Raw genomic sequence first — 14,836 nt, 5'->3', positions numbered from 1 at the left:
CAGTGACTCGAGTTCACGTAGCCGACACAGCACTACCAACACCGACAGCAGTCGCAATAGCAATAGCAATAGCAATAGCAATAGCACCGAGCAGCCAGAACAGTACCGGCGACAACATCGCCAACCGAAACCGGAAAAGGTCACACGGTCGCGGCAGCACCCTCGGGTGGTGAGGGAGTTTTGAGGCTGCTCAGCGTAGGTCTGTCTCCATGACGCGCGCACTATTCGTCGTCAGCGAGGAAGGCTACTGGGGAGAAGAATGCATCGAGCCACTCGAGACGCTCTCGGATGCGGGCGTCGAAATCACAGTCACAACGCCCTCGGGCGGGCCGCCGGAACTCGATGAGACGTCGGCGGATCCGGACGAGGTCGGCGAGGAGACCGCCGAGCACGTCCGTGAGGTCCACGAAAACGATGAGCGGCTCAACGATCCGATTCCGACAGCCGAAGCAGACGCCGCGGAGTACGACGCTGTCGTCTTCCCCGGTGGGCACGGCACTGAATGGGACGTAAATCAGGACAGCGATGCTCGCCGACTCCTGCGAGACGCAGTCGAGGGTGACGGCAAGGCGCTGGTCGTCTGTCACGCGGTCGGCCTGCTCGCGTTCGCCCGTGACAGCGACGGTGGCTTCATCGTCGAGGGTCGCGACGTGACCGGCTTCCCGAACGAGTGGGAAGAAGAAATCGTCGACGAGAACGACGTCATGCCGACCGGCCGCAAGCTTCCCTACTGGGTCGAAGACGAGGTCGAGGCCGCCGGCGGCAACTGGGACGCCGAACTCGATCAGGACACGAGCGTCACTGTCGATGGCGATCTCCTCACCGCTCGCGGACCTGGGTCCTCGAGTGCGGCGGCGGAGACGCTGCTCGATGAACTCGGTGTCTCGGACATGTAAGATCAGGGGAAAGGGAGGAAATGTCTGAGAGGTGGGAGGTATGTGTTCAGCCAGCCGGCTGCTTACCGACGAACCATGTCGATCACTCGTTCGATCGTTCGGACGAACGAGAGCGTGGGCGTTCCGGGCAGGTACACAGGGACATCACCGTCGTCGATCGGGACGTTCGTAATCGGATCTCGGCGTTCCATACAATCGGTAGGTGGCCCACGCATTTACGTACTCGGAACTATTCTTCCATCATCCAAAACTATTGATCATCATTGGTGAAGTGGACCACGGGTTAGACTCGCAACAGGTGCTGGCTGGCATGCCAGAAGCGAACACGTCTGTCCGTGACTTGGCGGAAATCGAGAAATGACGGAACAGCCACTTTCGATGACATTCGCGGCTTCAATGGGAAGGTGTTTGAAGGCGGATCTAGTCACATCAACCGATGAGGCGTCGGAGTGCGCTCGCCGCGATGGCAACACTCGCAGGGACAGCTATCGCAGGCGTCGCGAGTCGACCGGACGGAAACGACCAACTGCTCACGGTAGCGCGAGCGGGTACCGACGCGGTCACCCGCGAGACAGTACAACTGCTCCCCGAGACAGTCCACGAAACGACGCTGTACGAGATTTCGGCTCCCGACTCGGGCCCGACGGTGATGGTCTTCGGCGGCGTCCACGGCGACGAATACAGCGGTATCGAAGCCGCCCGCGACGCCACCGAGTGGGCACCCGATGCTGGCCGACTTGTCGTCGTCCCAGAGACCGACCGCGTCGCCGTGGAGAACGACGAACGCGGTGGGATCGACGGCGACCTGAACCGCCACTTCCCGGCCAACCAGGAGCCAACCAGCGAACTCGCACGCGGCATCTGGGATGCCGTCGAACGGTACGAGCCGGCTGTCGTTCTCGACCTCCATCGCTCGCTTGGGATCTACGGCTTCCACCGGGAGTACGTCGGACAGGCTCTCTTTCACTCCATGGACTCCCATGGCCCTGCAATCGCCGACGCGCTCACCGCGGACACCGTTCCCTGGTACCTGCCGTTCCACCGGTTCACACCCCAGGAGAGCACCGCTGGCGGCCCGTTGCTCTTCCAGAAGGCCGCCGCCGAACTCGACGCGACCGCCTACCTCTTCGAGACCACCGAGTTCCTCCTGGACCACGCGACCATGACTGCACAGTCTCGGCTCGTGATCGCACACGTCCTCGCGGCTCATGGGGTACTCGAGTACGACACGGGCATTGGTGTGGCAGGTGCGGGAGCGGTGGGGCGGGAGACTGAAGCGGAGATTGAGACCGAAACCGAGACAGAGACCGAATCAAGAGGTGACAAGAGCGAATGACCGGAACTCGACCTGACACAGGTTCGAAGACCGAATCGGCGTTGACGGGCCAGTCTGTGAGATGGTCCGAGATTGGTCGGCGAGCGCTTACGAGTCCAGTGACGGTGGCGACTGCAATCGTCTTGGTCGTGCCGTTCGCGCTGGGGTGGCTCCGGACGGAACTGTTCTCGCCGCTGGCGTTGCCGGGATACGTCATCTACAGCATCGGGACGGCTATTGGAAACGCTATTGCGCCGCGGTTCGAGTTCTGGGTCTACTGGCTCCCGTTCCTCGGGGGGTGTTACGGAATCGCGGTCAGCGTCGGTGCTGGGTACGAATGGCTTCGTGCTCGACGAGCGACTGTTGGTGCTATCGACGGTCACACAGGAACAGACCGGTCGACCACAGGGAGCGGCGATTCAGACAACTGACGTGGCGAGTCAGTCTGACCGACCCTCGATCAGGTGTCTTGTTGGGGATCCTCGTACAGGCGCCTCGTTCAGGCACCTCGTTCAGGCGAAGAGAACCATGACCGAAGATGCCACTCGAGCACCGAGGAACCATTCAGGAGACCGGTGAATCAGTCCCTTTTTACGCGATGGCGGGGAACTGCGACTATGAGCTTCGAGGAAGACGACAAGGTTGTCCTGACGGACAAGCACAGCGAGTTCAACGGCGAAGTCGGGACAGTCACCCAGACCATGGAATCGATGTTCGGCGACGTGACCTACACCGTGAGCTTCGAGGACGGCCAAGAGACGGGCATTCCGGAGGAAGACCTCGAGGCGGCTGACGTCGACGAGGATGGGGACGACGAAGACGAAAACGAAGCCGAAACCGAAACCGAAAACTAACGACACCCACAACGAGCGGCACCTTCCGACACCGACTGACAGGCGCTCCCCGAAACCGGGGCCACCTATGTGAGAGTTCGGCGGCCGTATACGACACCACAGATGCCACAGATTCCGCTTCACTACGTCGACATCCGAACGTTCTGCTACGCCACAGAGGACGAAAAGCGCGTCGAGGAGGCCCTTCGAACCTTCCTCCCCGAGGAGTTCGAACTCGACCGCGTCGAATCCGAAGGCCACTACGGCGACCGCATCCTCGTCCTCTCGGCCCGCGCCGAGAACGCAGACGACGTTCGACACGTGCTCTCGCGGCTTACCGATCTCGAGTCGTTCGACACGCTACTCGACGAACTCGACGACCGCGTGACCGAGAACACCGAACTGTTCCTCAGCCTGGACAAACAGGCCGCCTTCGAAGGCACGATCCGTGTCGGTGACGGCATCATGCTCCGCGCGAAGGTCGAGGCCTATCCGGCGAAAAAAGAGCAGGCACTCGAGAACGCTCGCGAGGTACTCGAGCAGCTTCGGGAACGTGATGCGTCCTGATTGTGCACTGAGTCGTTGCGTTCGTGAACCGCTGAGTTTCTGAACGAGAGCGTTATCGAACAGCGCGAGACGTGCCTGTTCTCGGGTACATGCGGAAAGCGGAGTCAAGTGTGAACACGACCGGGGAGGACCAATTGTCTCTCGCGACACTATCGTAGCAACTGCAAGTCACTGTGCATCCGTCGCACGACGAACGCGCGGTTCGGAACGAGCACGGTTCGGAGCAAGCGCGGTTCGGAGCAAGCGCGGTCCGGAACGAGCACGGTTCGGAACGAACACGGTTCGGAACGAGCAAAGTGAGTGAGAACCGCGGAAAGCACAGTAACCTGTGTGGGCTGTACGATCAGTGTGAAACTGGTTGCAGCTGGTACTCTTCCACGGGGCACCCGAACGCTTTAGGCGAGTCAGTGCTTCACGACGGCTATGCGTCGGATCTACGAGTCGGATGCCATCGAACGCGACGACGAGCCGTTTACTCCTCACGAGAGAGAGTCGTCTACGACGGTCCAGTCCTTTCGCTCCGTAAATTCGTCGACGCTAAGCAAACTCTTCGTTCCGACGGGGCTTCGCCAACGGGCAATTTCGGTCGACATTGTAACTCCTCAAACGACGTTCTCAGCGGGCGAACCGATACCGTTCACCGTCACGATGCGCAACTCGCTTCCACTTCCAGTCACGCTGTCGACGGAGTCACCCCTGCTGTGGACCTGGGATATCGACGGCGTCACGGAAGCGACACACGTTGCACGCTACGACCCACCAGACAAGAGCGGCGAGTTCAACTTCCAGCGCGGCGAACGCAAGCGGTTCCGAAAGGTATGGCATCAGCTGTTCAAAGTTTCTGACAGCGAGTGGGAAGAGGCTGCAACCGGCGAACACACGATCTCCGTCCAGATTAACGTTCCCAACGCCGAGGAGAAGGGACTGACCGCCGAAACGACCGTTCACATCAGTCCAGACGAATAAGTCGAGACGGTTCATCTACACGGGTCAACAACCCAATCTCAAGGGTCAGGGTCTCTGCCTGGACCGCTGGTGAAATGAACTTACCCGCTCGGATTGGCCTGTTCAGGGGACGAAATCGACTGCCCCTGCTTCCGATTTACCTCGGATAAATCAACGATTGCACCGACGATCGAGAGCGGTTCAGTGCCATCAAAGAGCGGCATCCCGATCTCGAGAACCCATCGTTCCGTACTGTCTGCTCGCTGTAGCCGGTACATGACCGAAAACGGAGATTCGGTCTCGATGGCTTCATCAACCGCCTCACCCACACGGTCACAGTCGTCCGGATGGATCAGATCGAAGCCAAAGTTGACGCCGCCGATGACGAACGCGTTCGGTTCGTAGCCAGTCAGATCACGGCAGTTGCCGCTGATAAACTCGATCGGCCACCCTTCCTCGTTACGCGACTGGTAGACCGTACAGGGAAGGTTGGCGAAAAACCGCTGGAGTTGTAGCGGGTTTTCCGGTGCTGGTGGCGATGCGATCGTTTGTTCGCCAGACGCACCCCGTGACTGGGTGCCGGCCCGGTACTTGACGCCGTCGACGAAGACGTTGCTGTCAGCGGTCACCGTTACGTTGTGACCGGGAACTTCAAATGAGAGCTCTGAGGTCGTCTCACTCATGACGAGACGTTCGATCATCGTTGGATCGACGTAATCTGCCAGCGTATATTCTAACGAGCCTGGATCAGTCCCATCCGCAGCGGCGAGCGCTGCGACCACCTTGTATATGATTTCGTTACTCCGACTCATACGATTCAACGAGCCCTTCACGTGCTAGCGTGTCTGGCAGTCTGTCAGCCGATCCCTGCAAGAGCCCCATTACTGCGGCCGGTTCGGAAAATCGCGGGCCGCGCTGGACGGAGAGCGGCTCTTGTTCCCAGCGAATGTAGCCCGCTCTAGCCAGCACAGGGAGATGAGAGTGCTGGAGTTCGATCACAAGTCGTTCGGAGTCTTCTGCGGAGTGTGACGTGAGTGCTGCCGCTGGCAGCGGCAGACGCTGATCGGCGGGTGCATCCAGCAGCGAAACGATGATCTGCCGGCGTGGCTGGGCCGACAACACGCGGAGCAACTGGTCCCACTGATCTCTGACGTCACCTCCATCCGATGTCTCCATTACTGTTCTATAAGTGGCTACTGGATAGTAAGTGTACCCCCGCATTCGTCGTGTCTGTACCCTCCAGTATCCTACACACTCGAGTTGCCGTACCGGTCAGCAGTGCAGTGAGTTGTGGGCGGTGACCGTCGCTGTTCTCCTTCAGCGTCCAGTCAACCGCCAAAAAAGCGTTACAGCCGCTCAACCCAACAGCAGACGTGAATCGACGTCTCAGTTATCGGCCGCTATACGGACGAGACAGTCACAGAGACGTTCGCTCTCGAACCTGACGAGACCGAGCAGGGTGATACCCTCCTGACGGATGGCGACCTTGACAAAATCCGTGCCGAAGCGGCCGATCGGGAGGAACCCGCGAGTTCACCACCTGCTGGGGCGTTTCTGTCTGGGTCGACCAGAAGGGGGAACTCGAGTCCGTCGAGACTGCGACCGACTGAGTCAGGTGCGTGGTCGCGTTGATGGGTGGCTATTTGGCAACCAGTCTGTGTGTGATCGGGTTCAGGTGCAAGAACCGGTTCCAGTTTCGGAGGTGTGTCTGAAAACAGCTCTCGTGTGCCTACTGACGGGCGGTCGGAATACTCACTCCGCTCGCGATCCAGCAGGGGTCACGGTGTTCGCCGTCTGCTCGCGGGCCGACGGCCCGCTCGCATGGGCCGCGGGATCTACGATCCCGCGCTCCGTGCTTTCCCGCGGTTCTCACTCACTTTGCTCGTTGCAAACCGCGCTTGCTCCGAACCGTGCTCGTTGCAGACCGCGCTTGCTCCGAACCACACGTTCGTCGTGGGACGGGTGCGCAGTGTCTTACAGTGACTACTATAGTAACAACTGCAACTAGTTACACACTGCTCGCCGAGCAGGCTGGCGATCAGGTGTGCACTGACTTGCAGTGGCTACTATAGATCTCGGTCCTATCCGACCGGTTAGTGGTGTTCGAAACGAGGTGGTTTTCAAAGACGAGTTGTTCGCGTCTATGTCGGCTATCTAATGTGTGGGAACGTACATTGTTGAACACATCTTTGGCCAGTTGTAGGGCAATATGTCCTAGTGAGAGACTAAACCTACAATTATTACTTCTGCAACCGTGTCATTATAATTCGTGATCAAAACCTATTTATGGCCTCACTTAGATGGACAGGTTGTAGTGTTGGCAAATGGGATGTGGTTGCCCTACCCAAAGGTCGTTGGACTCGTCGATGAGTCTCGCCGACGCTGGTGGCGGAGAGTGACCGCATCCAACGCAATGGTGGTTTAAATACAATGTCGAAATCAACGAAATCACGAAGTTCGAGTCTTGATCGCCGTCGACTGCTGCAGGGTATCGCAGCTACCGGTGCAATCGGTATCGCCGGTTGCATGGGCAATGGTGACGATGAGGAAGATGAAGTTCTCGACGTTAGCGACGCGTTAGAGCGAAACGAAGTCGACCTCGATGAGATTCAGGAGGGCGGCAGACTCGAGTTCGCAATCCCACGTAACAGCATCTCCGACTACGACCAGGCACAGAGTACCGCTGCAGAGGACTCGGTGGTGTTCGACGCGGTCTACGACGGTCTGACTACGGTCGACAGCAGCGGAGAATATCTGCCGTGGATGGCCGCAGAACACGAGGCCGAGGAAGCAAACGATGTTGACGTCACGGACTACGAGGACTACATGGTCGAGATGGAAGCCGACGACGCGGACGACGGCTTCCCGTTCTTTGATCTGGAAGACGACAACAACCTCGTCCTGATGCATCACCCTGACGACCTGCCGGCTGAAGAGGGCGACACGGTCCGAGTGTTGACCCGAGAAGAAGCCGGCGACGCCGTCGATGACGGCGTCTACGGAACCAGAGTCGAAGGGCGTCTGCACGAAGGTATCGAGTTCCACAACGGCGATGAACTGACGGCCGAAGACCTCGTCCGGTCCTACGACAGATACGTCGGCTCTGACAACGAGGGTCAGATGTTCGACACGTTCCTGTACGCTGAGGCCCTCGACGGCGACGACGGCTACACGTACGCGCTGTACTCGCAGGAACCTGACGCCGCAGCGTTCGTAGAGATGAACCCGTATGTCTACCCGGCCGAGCACGCCGACGTTCCGGCGGGAGAGCTCGATCCACGGGACGACGAAGACATGGTCCCGATCGGTACGGGCCCATACCAGGTCGAAGAGTTCGAGGAAGGCTCGCAGTTGCTTCTCTCCCGAAACGAAAACTACTGGGTCGAGGAAGTCGGTCTCGACAACATTCCGTGGTGGGATGGTCCCGACGAGTTCCCCGAGGGTCCGGTTATCGACGAAATCAACATCCGATTCGTCGACGAGTCCGTCCAGCGGAGTTCTGCACTCGAGGACGGCGACGTCGACATCGCGTACGAACTGCCGTCTGACGCACGGAACAGTTTCTACGAGTCGGACAACTTCGTCGTCTCCGCGACGGAGGCGTTCGGCTTCAAGTTTATGCAGTTCCCTGTCGAGGAGACCGACACTGGCGGTGCCTTCTCCGAACCAGAGATCCGCCGGGCAGTCAGCGCGCTGATCCCGCGCCAGCAGATCGTCGACCTCATCGAACAGGGCTGGGGTGACCCGGCACGAGTTCCGTTCCCGGAACCAGCCGCCGACCTGGCAACGACCGCCGACGACTACGAAGATCTGTTCGAAGAGGATTGGTCCTACCCGGCCGAGCCCGATGAGGAACTGGCCGAACAGCTTATCGAGGAGTCAAGCCAGGAGGCACCGGTCGAGATTATTATCCGGACGAACTCCGACGACGACGAGCGTATCGACAAGATGCAGCTCACTGTCGACCAGTTGAACCAGAGCGGTCTCTTCGAGGCTGAACTCGAGACGCCGGCCGCACTCGGTGACTGGACGCCTGATCTCTACTCCGACGGTGCCCGTGAGGAATTTGCAGAAGACAACGCTGCGGCTGTCATCGGTCTCGCCGGCACGCCGGAACCACACGGCTTCCCGGAGACGATTCACGATCCGGACAACTGGAACGGCTGCTGTAACTTCTTCTTCCCGGAAGGAGCACTGCCGGATGACTTCGTCGACCTGCTCCGGAGCTGTCGCTTCGCGACGGACGTCGCTGAGGACGAAGACACTCGCAGAGAGCGCTACGATGAGCTGTGGCCCGAACTGACCGAACTGTCGGCAAACACCATCGTCGACTACTCGCTGAACACCGGGACGACCAACGACGACGTGGTCGGTTTCAACGTCCACCCACAGACGCAGGCGATCCTGAGCTATGCAGTGTACGCACCTGCTGACGAGCAGATCATCTATCTGGATCGCGACTAACTAACCGACCACCCGACCACCTTCAACCCATTTCCACACGTACAAGGTATGAGTTTACAAAAGTTCATTCTTAAACGGATACTCGCCTCGGTCCCGGTACTGTTCGGTGTTTCAGTAGTTACGTTCGCGCTTATGCACATCACACCGGGAGACATCGTCGACCAGCTGGTTGCGGCGAATCCCAACGTGCCATCACATGAGGCGGCTCGTCTTCGACGCGAGTTCGGTCTCGACCAACCGGTCTGGGTGCAGTATCTCGATTGGATGCAGGGGGTATTGACTGGCGACTTTGGCGAGGTGTACTCGACCAGTCGCGACGTTAGTGCCGTCGTGCTGGCTCGGCTTCCCGAGACGATTGCACTCGGTCTGTTCGGCTGGGTGTTTGCACTCCTGATCGCTATCCCAGGCGGGATCTACGCCGCGGTCAACAAGGACCAGCTCGGTGACGACGTCAGCCGATTCGTCGCCCTCTCGGGCATTTCGATCCCGAACTTCTGGCTGGGACTGATGCTGATGGCAGTGTTCGCCGTTCAGCTCGATTGGTTCCCAACGCTTGATCCGCAGACATCGTTGCTCTCTCCATCGATGCTCTGGTGGCTGATCCTACCCGGTGTCACGATCGGGACGGCAGCTGCAGCGAACATGATGCGAATTATGCGTACGTCGATGGCCGAGGAGTTGAACAAAGAGTACGTCACCGCCGCTCGTGCAAAGGGACTCCCGGAGCGCACCGTTATTCTCAAGCACGTGCTGCGGAACTCGCTCATCTCGGTCACGACGGTCGCCGCGTTCCTAACTGCGAGTATTGTCGCCGGTTCGGTCGTCGTCGAGACGGTGTTCGGATGGCCCGGTCTCGGACGAGAACTCATCGATGCAGTCCACCTCAGGGAGATCAACCTCATTCTGGCGATCACCCTGTTTACTGGCTTCTTCATCGTGCTCGCAAACCTGCTCGCGGACATCGTCTACGCACTGCTCGACCCACGAATTAGAGACGAATACTGATCACAACAATGTCAACAGAAAGAGGACGAATACAGATTTCGGGCTTCGATACCGATGGTATCGAGGAGCAGGACTCACTGGATACCTGGAGCGAGGAGGAGGCTGACGAGTTAGAGAGCCGGTGGCGAAAGATCGTATCGAACATTGTTCATGACCGGCTCGCGCTGGGTGGCTTTGCAGTCATTTGCGTGATGACAGTCGCTGCGTTGCTTTCCCAGCCGATTTCGGTGGGTGGAGTCACCGTTCAGCCGTTCTCGATCGTCCCGTACGATCCAACCGCGACGGGTGTCGGCGCACGATACGCCTCGCCATCGATATCGCATCCGATGGGTACTGACCGGCTCGGACGAGACATGTTCTCTCGAGTGGTCGCTGGCGGCCGTTACAGTATTTCGATCGGTCTCGTCGTCACCGCACTTGCGGCAACGTTCGGCGTCATCTACGGTAGTGTCTCCGGCTACTTCGGCGGTCGGGTCGACGAAGTGCTCATGCGGATTCTCGACGTTGTCTTCGCGTTCCCTGGACTCGTGCTGGCACTTATCCTCGTCGCCCTCTTCGGCGGCGGTTTCTGGCCACTGGTCGGCGCGTTCGCGCTCGTCGGCTGGGCAACCTACGCGCGTATCATTCGCGGTGAGATTCTGAAGGTGAAGCAAAACGAGTACGTAATGGCAGCGAAAGCCCTTGGCGCTCGAGACCGGTCGGTTATCTTCCGCCACGTGATTCCGAACGCCATTGCGCCGGTTATCGTGCAGGCAACGCTCAGTATCGGGACCGTCGTTATCGGTGTTGCAGCACTCGGTTTCCTCGGGCTCGGATTCGATCCCGGGACGCCCGAGTGGGGGACGATCCTCGACGCCGAATCTGACACGCTTGCGACGGGTGACGGTGGCACGTGGTTCTGGTGGGCGACCGTCTTCCCGGGGCTGATGATCTTCCTGTTCGTTATGTCGATGAACATCATCGGTGACGCAGTCAACGACGCACTCGATGCGCAGGTCGACGACATCGGAGGTGGTGGATAATGGCACTCCTCGAAGTCAACGACCTGACGGTGTCGTTCTACACGGCGGAAGGAGTCGTCACCGCCGTCGACGACCTCTCCTACACGATCGAACGCGGCGAGAAGTTCGGCGTCGTCGGAGAGAGCGGTGCTGGAAAGAGCGTCACTGCCCTCTCGCTACTGCGACTCATCGAGAGCCCAGGCGAGATCGAGAGCGGTGAGATCCTGCTCGACGGTGAAGACCTCTTGCAGATGAACGATGAGGAGATCCGTCAGGTCCGCGGGAACCGGATCGGAATGATCTTCCAGGATGCCCAAACCGCGCTCAACCCCGTGTACACGGTCGGTGAGCAGATCGCCGAAGCGATCAGGCACCACCTCGATTACGACGAGGAAGACGCACGAGAGCGCAGCATCGAACTGCTCGACCAGGTCGGCATTCCGGACGCCGAGAACCGCTACTCTGACTACCCTCACGAGTTCTCCGGTGGGATGCAACAGCGAGCGGTGATCGCAATGGCGCTGTCGTGCGATCCCGACGTACTGATCGCAGACGAACCAACGACCGCACTCGACGTAACGACCGAAGCGAAAATTCTCGACCTGCTCGAGGATCTCACCGACGAGTTCGATACGGCGATTCAGCTCATCACACACGACCTCGGCGTCGTCGCCGAACTCTGTGACCGCGTGATGGTCATGTACGCCGGTCAGGCCGTCGAAAAAGCACCCGTCGAGGATCTGTACTACGATCCAAAACACCCCTACACCGTCGGACTCATGAGTTCGATCCCGCGCGTCGGGGATGACAGCGACCGGTTGCGGACAATTCCGGGAGCAATGCCCGACCTGATCGATACACCGACCGGGTGTAGTTTCCATCCCCGCTGTCCGTACGCGGAGGAAGCCTGTACCCGAACGGAGCCGGGCATGATCACCACTGGCGACGGATCCAACGGCGCCCAACAGTCGGCGCGGTGTCTGGAGTACACCAACGATCTGCAGCACGGACTCGGATTCGACGTCACGATTGACGACGATCTGAGCGAGCGAGTGCGAGGTGAGAAGCATGAGTAACAACGAAGAGCCAATCCTCTGGACCGACGGCCTGACGAAACACTACACGACGGAAGGAGGGTTCATCGATAACCTCCTCGGTCGAAAGCAAACCGTGAAAGCGGTCAACGACATCAACCTCGAACTGTATCCGGGCGAAACGCTCGGCGTCGTCGGTGAAAGTGGGTGCGGAAAGACGACGCTCGGACGGGCGCTCTTGCGACTCATCGAACCGACCGAGGGTAGTGCTTACTATAGACAGCAGCTAGACGACAGCCCGAACGCCGAGCGCGAAGCAATCGAACTGACAGGCCTCTCGAGTAGTCGGCTTCGAGACCTCCGGACGGACCTGCAGTATATCTTCCAGGATCCGTTCTCGAGTCTGAATCCGCGGCTTACCGTCGGTGATATCATCGGCGAACCGCTCGATATCCATGGCATCGCTGACGGTGAGGAACGCATTGATCGAGTGAACGAGCTTCTCGACACCGTTGGCCTGAACCCGAGCCACGCGCACCGATATCCACACGAGTTCTCCGGCGGGCAGCGACAGCGGATCGGTATTGCCAGGGCGCTGGCGGTCGATCCGGAAGTGATCGTCTGTGACGAGCCGGTGTCAGCACTCGACGTGAGTGTCCAGGCCCAGATTCTCAACCTGCTCGAGGATCTCCAGGAGGAGTTCAATCTGGCCTACATCTTTATCGCACACGACCTGAGCGTCGTCGAACACATCTCGGATCGGATCGCCGTAATGTATCTCGGCGAGTTCGCCGAGGTCGGGACAACTGAGGAGATTTTCTCCGAGCCACACCACCCCTACACTGAGGCGTTGCTCTCGGCAATTCCGGAGCCGGATCCACTCTGGGAGGGGGACCAGATATTCCTCGAGGGTCAGGTCCCGTCGCCGATCAATCCGCCATCGGGTTGTCAGTTCCACACACGGTGCCCCCGTGTGATTCCGCCGGCAGAGTTCGATCTCGAGCAGGCAGAGTGGCGATCGCTCCTGACGTTCAAGTTACAGGTGCGCGAAGCGGAGGAGGTTACACAGCTTGTGACGCTGACCAAGTCGGATAAGGACGTTCGCGACGACCAGTCGAAGCTCTCGCACGAGCGGCTGGACGAGCTCATCCGCGATGAGTTCGGTCTCCCGCCCACGCTGTCGGATACTGCAGCCGAATCAGTGGTCACGAACGCGATTACTGAACTCCGGGAGCAGGGACCGGATGCGTGTGCAGCGACACTCGAGGACGCGTTCGTCTCACCGTGTGAGTCGACAGTGCCGGACTACATCGAGCACTCACCGACACACGAAATCGCGTGTCTGTTGCACGACGAACGCTACGTTGATGAGGCACTCGAGCCGACTCGGGCCAGCGAAGAGTACGACGGGACCGTCGTTCAGGAGTAGTAGGCTCCGATTCCAGGTTCCGTACTCCGGGTTTCGTACTTCTGGCTCCGGACTGTAGTCGCCAGTCCTGGCAGTGCTTGCGCTCGAACGTGACTAGTTCGTATTGGTCTCGTCCGCTGTCTCGGACTCGTCGCCGTCGCTTCGTTCGTCGGATTGCGTTTGTATGGTTCCGATTCCTTTCATCGCCAGGTCGAGATCCGCACCGTCGTCGAGTCCCGGCTCGCGGTCGTGGAATCGTTGGCGAAGCCGATCAGGGAGGTACTGTTTCGTGAGTTCGGGCGTTCCCGGAACGAGGTAGCCGCGGATGGCAATCGCACCGACTGAGCACGAGAGGATACCGATTCCAACACCCAGTGCGACCACCGGACCGGCACCGAACCACGCTAGTGCGGCCGCTGTGGCACTGAGAAGAACTGCGAGAACGATGTTACCGGCAGTGCATGGGAGACAGCGGTTTTCACCGGTGTACTCGGGCTGGTGAAGCCGGTCGATCGGCCCAGGAAACGCCATCGCTCCCGATTTGTGTTCGAATCGATAAGAGTGTTGCTCACCTGGTCACTCGGTCACTCGGCCACCCGGTCACCCGGTCACCCGGTCACCTAGTCGCTTGGCCATCGATAACTGTTGTGCTGGAGAGTCACATTCCCGGGACCGAACCCGGTGTGAACTCCAGAAATCGTCGCTCGCAGCCGGTACACGAGACCGTTACGACCTCAACGTTGCTACAGCATGATTCGACCGTCTGGTCGCTGATCGAGATTGCTCCCGAACAGAACAGACACTCCTCCTGGAAGGATCGAAGCGACTGGAGGATGCGGTAACGCTGCCTGGAGGGGACGTCATTCCACTCGTCGGTCACCTCGCGGATGCTCTTGTCGACGGCAACGTCGAGCTGGACTGCCCCCTCGGAGGGCCAGCTTCGGACGGTGCTACCAGTCTTGTAGGCCGGGAACGACCGGTCAGCTTTGGAAACGTTGTCGTCTGAAACGGCGAAGATAGCGCCAATATCGGTTGGTTCAACACCGTCGGTCTGGAGCTTCTCGAGATGCTCCTCGACGCGGTCGGTGAACGCAGGTGTGAACTGGAGTCCTTCGTCCTCGTCGGTCGGCTCAATCGCGTCGATGTCGAGGAGAAACGCTTCGGGGTCGATCGCGTTCCGTCGACGCTCCCTGATACGTTCTGCCGCGGACCCATCTGACATGCCCTAGCCGTGTGTTCGAGTTGTCAAAAACAATTCGGTGTGTGCGACGCTCTATCGTCGCCCCCCACGTAGTCGCTTGCGATAGGCGGATTTGACCGTGGAGCGGCTGTCGTCTCGTTAGAGAAGTGGATTGTTAGGGGCAATCG

General features: G+C 59.4%; 16 protein-coding genes. 11 read left to right on the top strand and 5 right to left on the bottom strand.

Annotation, left to right across the window (positions count from 1 at the left end; all coding sequences use genetic code 11):
• The first annotated feature begins 209 nt into the window (after positions 1-209).
• Positions 210-896, top strand: coding sequence for a DJ-1/PfpI family protein (locus NMAG_RS02785; protein ID WP_004214200.1), 687 nt, complete (start codon positions 210-212; stop codon positions 894-896).
• A 62-nt stretch (positions 897-958) separates the two neighbouring features.
• Here NMAG_RS02785 and NMAG_RS22610 read toward each other — a convergent pair whose 3' ends face one another.
• The gene (locus tag NMAG_RS22610; RefSeq protein WP_004214199.1) at positions 959-1,087 is read right to left on the bottom strand and encodes a hypothetical protein; all 129 of its coding nucleotides are present in this window, start codon (positions 1,085-1,087) and stop codon (positions 959-961) included.
• 245 nt (positions 1,088-1,332) lie between these two features.
• On the opposite strand from NMAG_RS22610, the gene NMAG_RS02780 reads away from it, so the two are divergent.
• The 5 genes from NMAG_RS02780 (at position 1,333) to NMAG_RS02760 (ending at position 4,577) form a co-directional block, all read left to right on the top strand.
• A complete protein-coding gene (locus NMAG_RS02780; protein ID WP_012996378.1) occupies positions 1,333-2,232 on the top strand; it encodes a succinylglutamate desuccinylase/aspartoacylase family protein in 900 nt (299 codons plus the stop codon).
• Positions 2,229-2,642: a hypothetical protein gene (locus NMAG_RS02775; protein WP_012996377.1), complete on the top strand. Its 414-nt coding sequence runs from the start codon at positions 2,229-2,231 to the stop codon at positions 2,640-2,642. The genes NMAG_RS02780 and NMAG_RS02775 overlap by 4 nt, the downstream gene beginning before the upstream one ends.
• Positions 2,643-2,828: 186 nt before the next feature.
• A complete protein-coding gene (locus tag NMAG_RS02770) occupies positions 2,829-3,065 on the top strand; it encodes a hypothetical protein (RefSeq protein WP_004214196.1) in 237 nt (78 codons plus the stop codon).
• Positions 3,066-3,167: 102 nt separating this feature from the next.
• A complete protein-coding gene (locus tag NMAG_RS02765) occupies positions 3,168-3,611 on the top strand; it encodes an RNA-binding protein (protein ID WP_004214194.1) in 444 nt (147 codons plus the stop codon).
• Between the two features lie 423 nt (positions 3,612-4,034).
• Positions 4,035-4,577 (top strand): hypothetical protein, encoded by a 543-nt coding sequence (locus tag NMAG_RS02760; protein ID WP_004214193.1) that lies wholly within the window; start codon positions 4,035-4,037, stop codon positions 4,575-4,577.
• Positions 4,578-4,657: 80 nt separating this feature from the next.
• Here NMAG_RS02760 and NMAG_RS02755 read toward each other — a convergent pair whose 3' ends face one another.
• Complete coding sequence (locus NMAG_RS02755) at positions 4,658-5,368, bottom strand: PAS domain-containing protein (RefSeq protein ID WP_004214192.1); 711 nt, start codon at positions 5,366-5,368, stop codon at positions 4,658-4,660.
• Positions 5,355-5,732, bottom strand: coding sequence for a hypothetical protein (locus NMAG_RS02750; protein ID WP_004214191.1), 378 nt, complete (start codon positions 5,730-5,732; stop codon positions 5,355-5,357). Before NMAG_RS02750 ends, NMAG_RS02755 begins: the two co-directional genes overlap by 14 nt.
• Before the next feature lie 1,254 nt (positions 5,733-6,986).
• On the opposite strand from NMAG_RS02750, the gene NMAG_RS02745 reads away from it, so the two are divergent.
• From NMAG_RS02745 to NMAG_RS02725, 5 genes are read left to right on the top strand one after another with little or no spacing between them, the layout of a single operon-like run.
• A complete protein-coding gene (locus NMAG_RS02745; protein ID WP_191219368.1) occupies positions 6,987-9,020 on the top strand; it encodes an ABC transporter substrate-binding protein in 2,034 nt (677 codons plus the stop codon).
• 48 nt (positions 9,021-9,068) lie between these two features.
• Positions 9,069-10,025, top strand: coding sequence for an ABC transporter permease (locus tag NMAG_RS02740; RefSeq protein WP_012996375.1), 957 nt, complete (start codon positions 9,069-9,071; stop codon positions 10,023-10,025).
• Between the two features lie 8 nt (positions 10,026-10,033).
• Positions 10,034-11,047: an ABC transporter permease gene (locus NMAG_RS02735; protein ID WP_004214188.1), complete on the top strand. Its 1,014-nt coding sequence runs from the start codon at positions 10,034-10,036 to the stop codon at positions 11,045-11,047.
• The gene (locus NMAG_RS02730) at positions 11,047-12,102 is read left to right on the top strand and encodes an ABC transporter ATP-binding protein (RefSeq protein ID WP_004214187.1); all 1,056 of its coding nucleotides are present in this window, start codon (positions 11,047-11,049) and stop codon (positions 12,100-12,102) included. The genes NMAG_RS02735 and NMAG_RS02730 overlap by 1 nt, the downstream gene beginning before the upstream one ends.
• On the top strand, positions 12,095-13,489 hold the full coding sequence (locus NMAG_RS02725) for an ABC transporter ATP-binding protein (protein WP_004214186.1): 1,395 nt from the start codon (positions 12,095-12,097) through the stop codon (positions 13,487-13,489). The genes NMAG_RS02730 and NMAG_RS02725 overlap by 8 nt, the downstream gene beginning before the upstream one ends.
• Positions 13,490-13,582: 93 nt before the next feature.
• On the opposite strand, the gene NMAG_RS02720 is transcribed toward NMAG_RS02725, so the two are convergent.
• Positions 13,583-13,999, bottom strand: a complete 417-nt coding sequence (locus tag NMAG_RS02720) for a hypothetical protein (RefSeq protein ID WP_004214184.1) — start codon at positions 13,997-13,999, stop codon at positions 13,583-13,585.
• A gap of 127 nt (positions 14,000-14,126) precedes the next feature.
• Positions 14,127-14,690 carry a hypothetical protein gene (locus NMAG_RS02715; RefSeq protein WP_004214182.1) on the bottom strand — a complete coding sequence of 188 codons (564 nt, stop codon included), beginning with the start codon at positions 14,688-14,690 and terminating at the stop codon, positions 14,127-14,129.
• Positions 14,691-14,836: the final 146 nt, after the last annotated feature.

This window comes from Natrialba magadii ATCC 43099, assembly GCF_000025625.1.
Lineage (GTDB): Archaea > Halobacteriota > Halobacteria > Halobacteriales > Natrialbaceae > Natrialba > Natrialba magadii.
The sequence above is the reverse complement of the archived record's forward strand: the minus strand, read 5'-3'. Positions and strand labels throughout refer to the sequence as shown.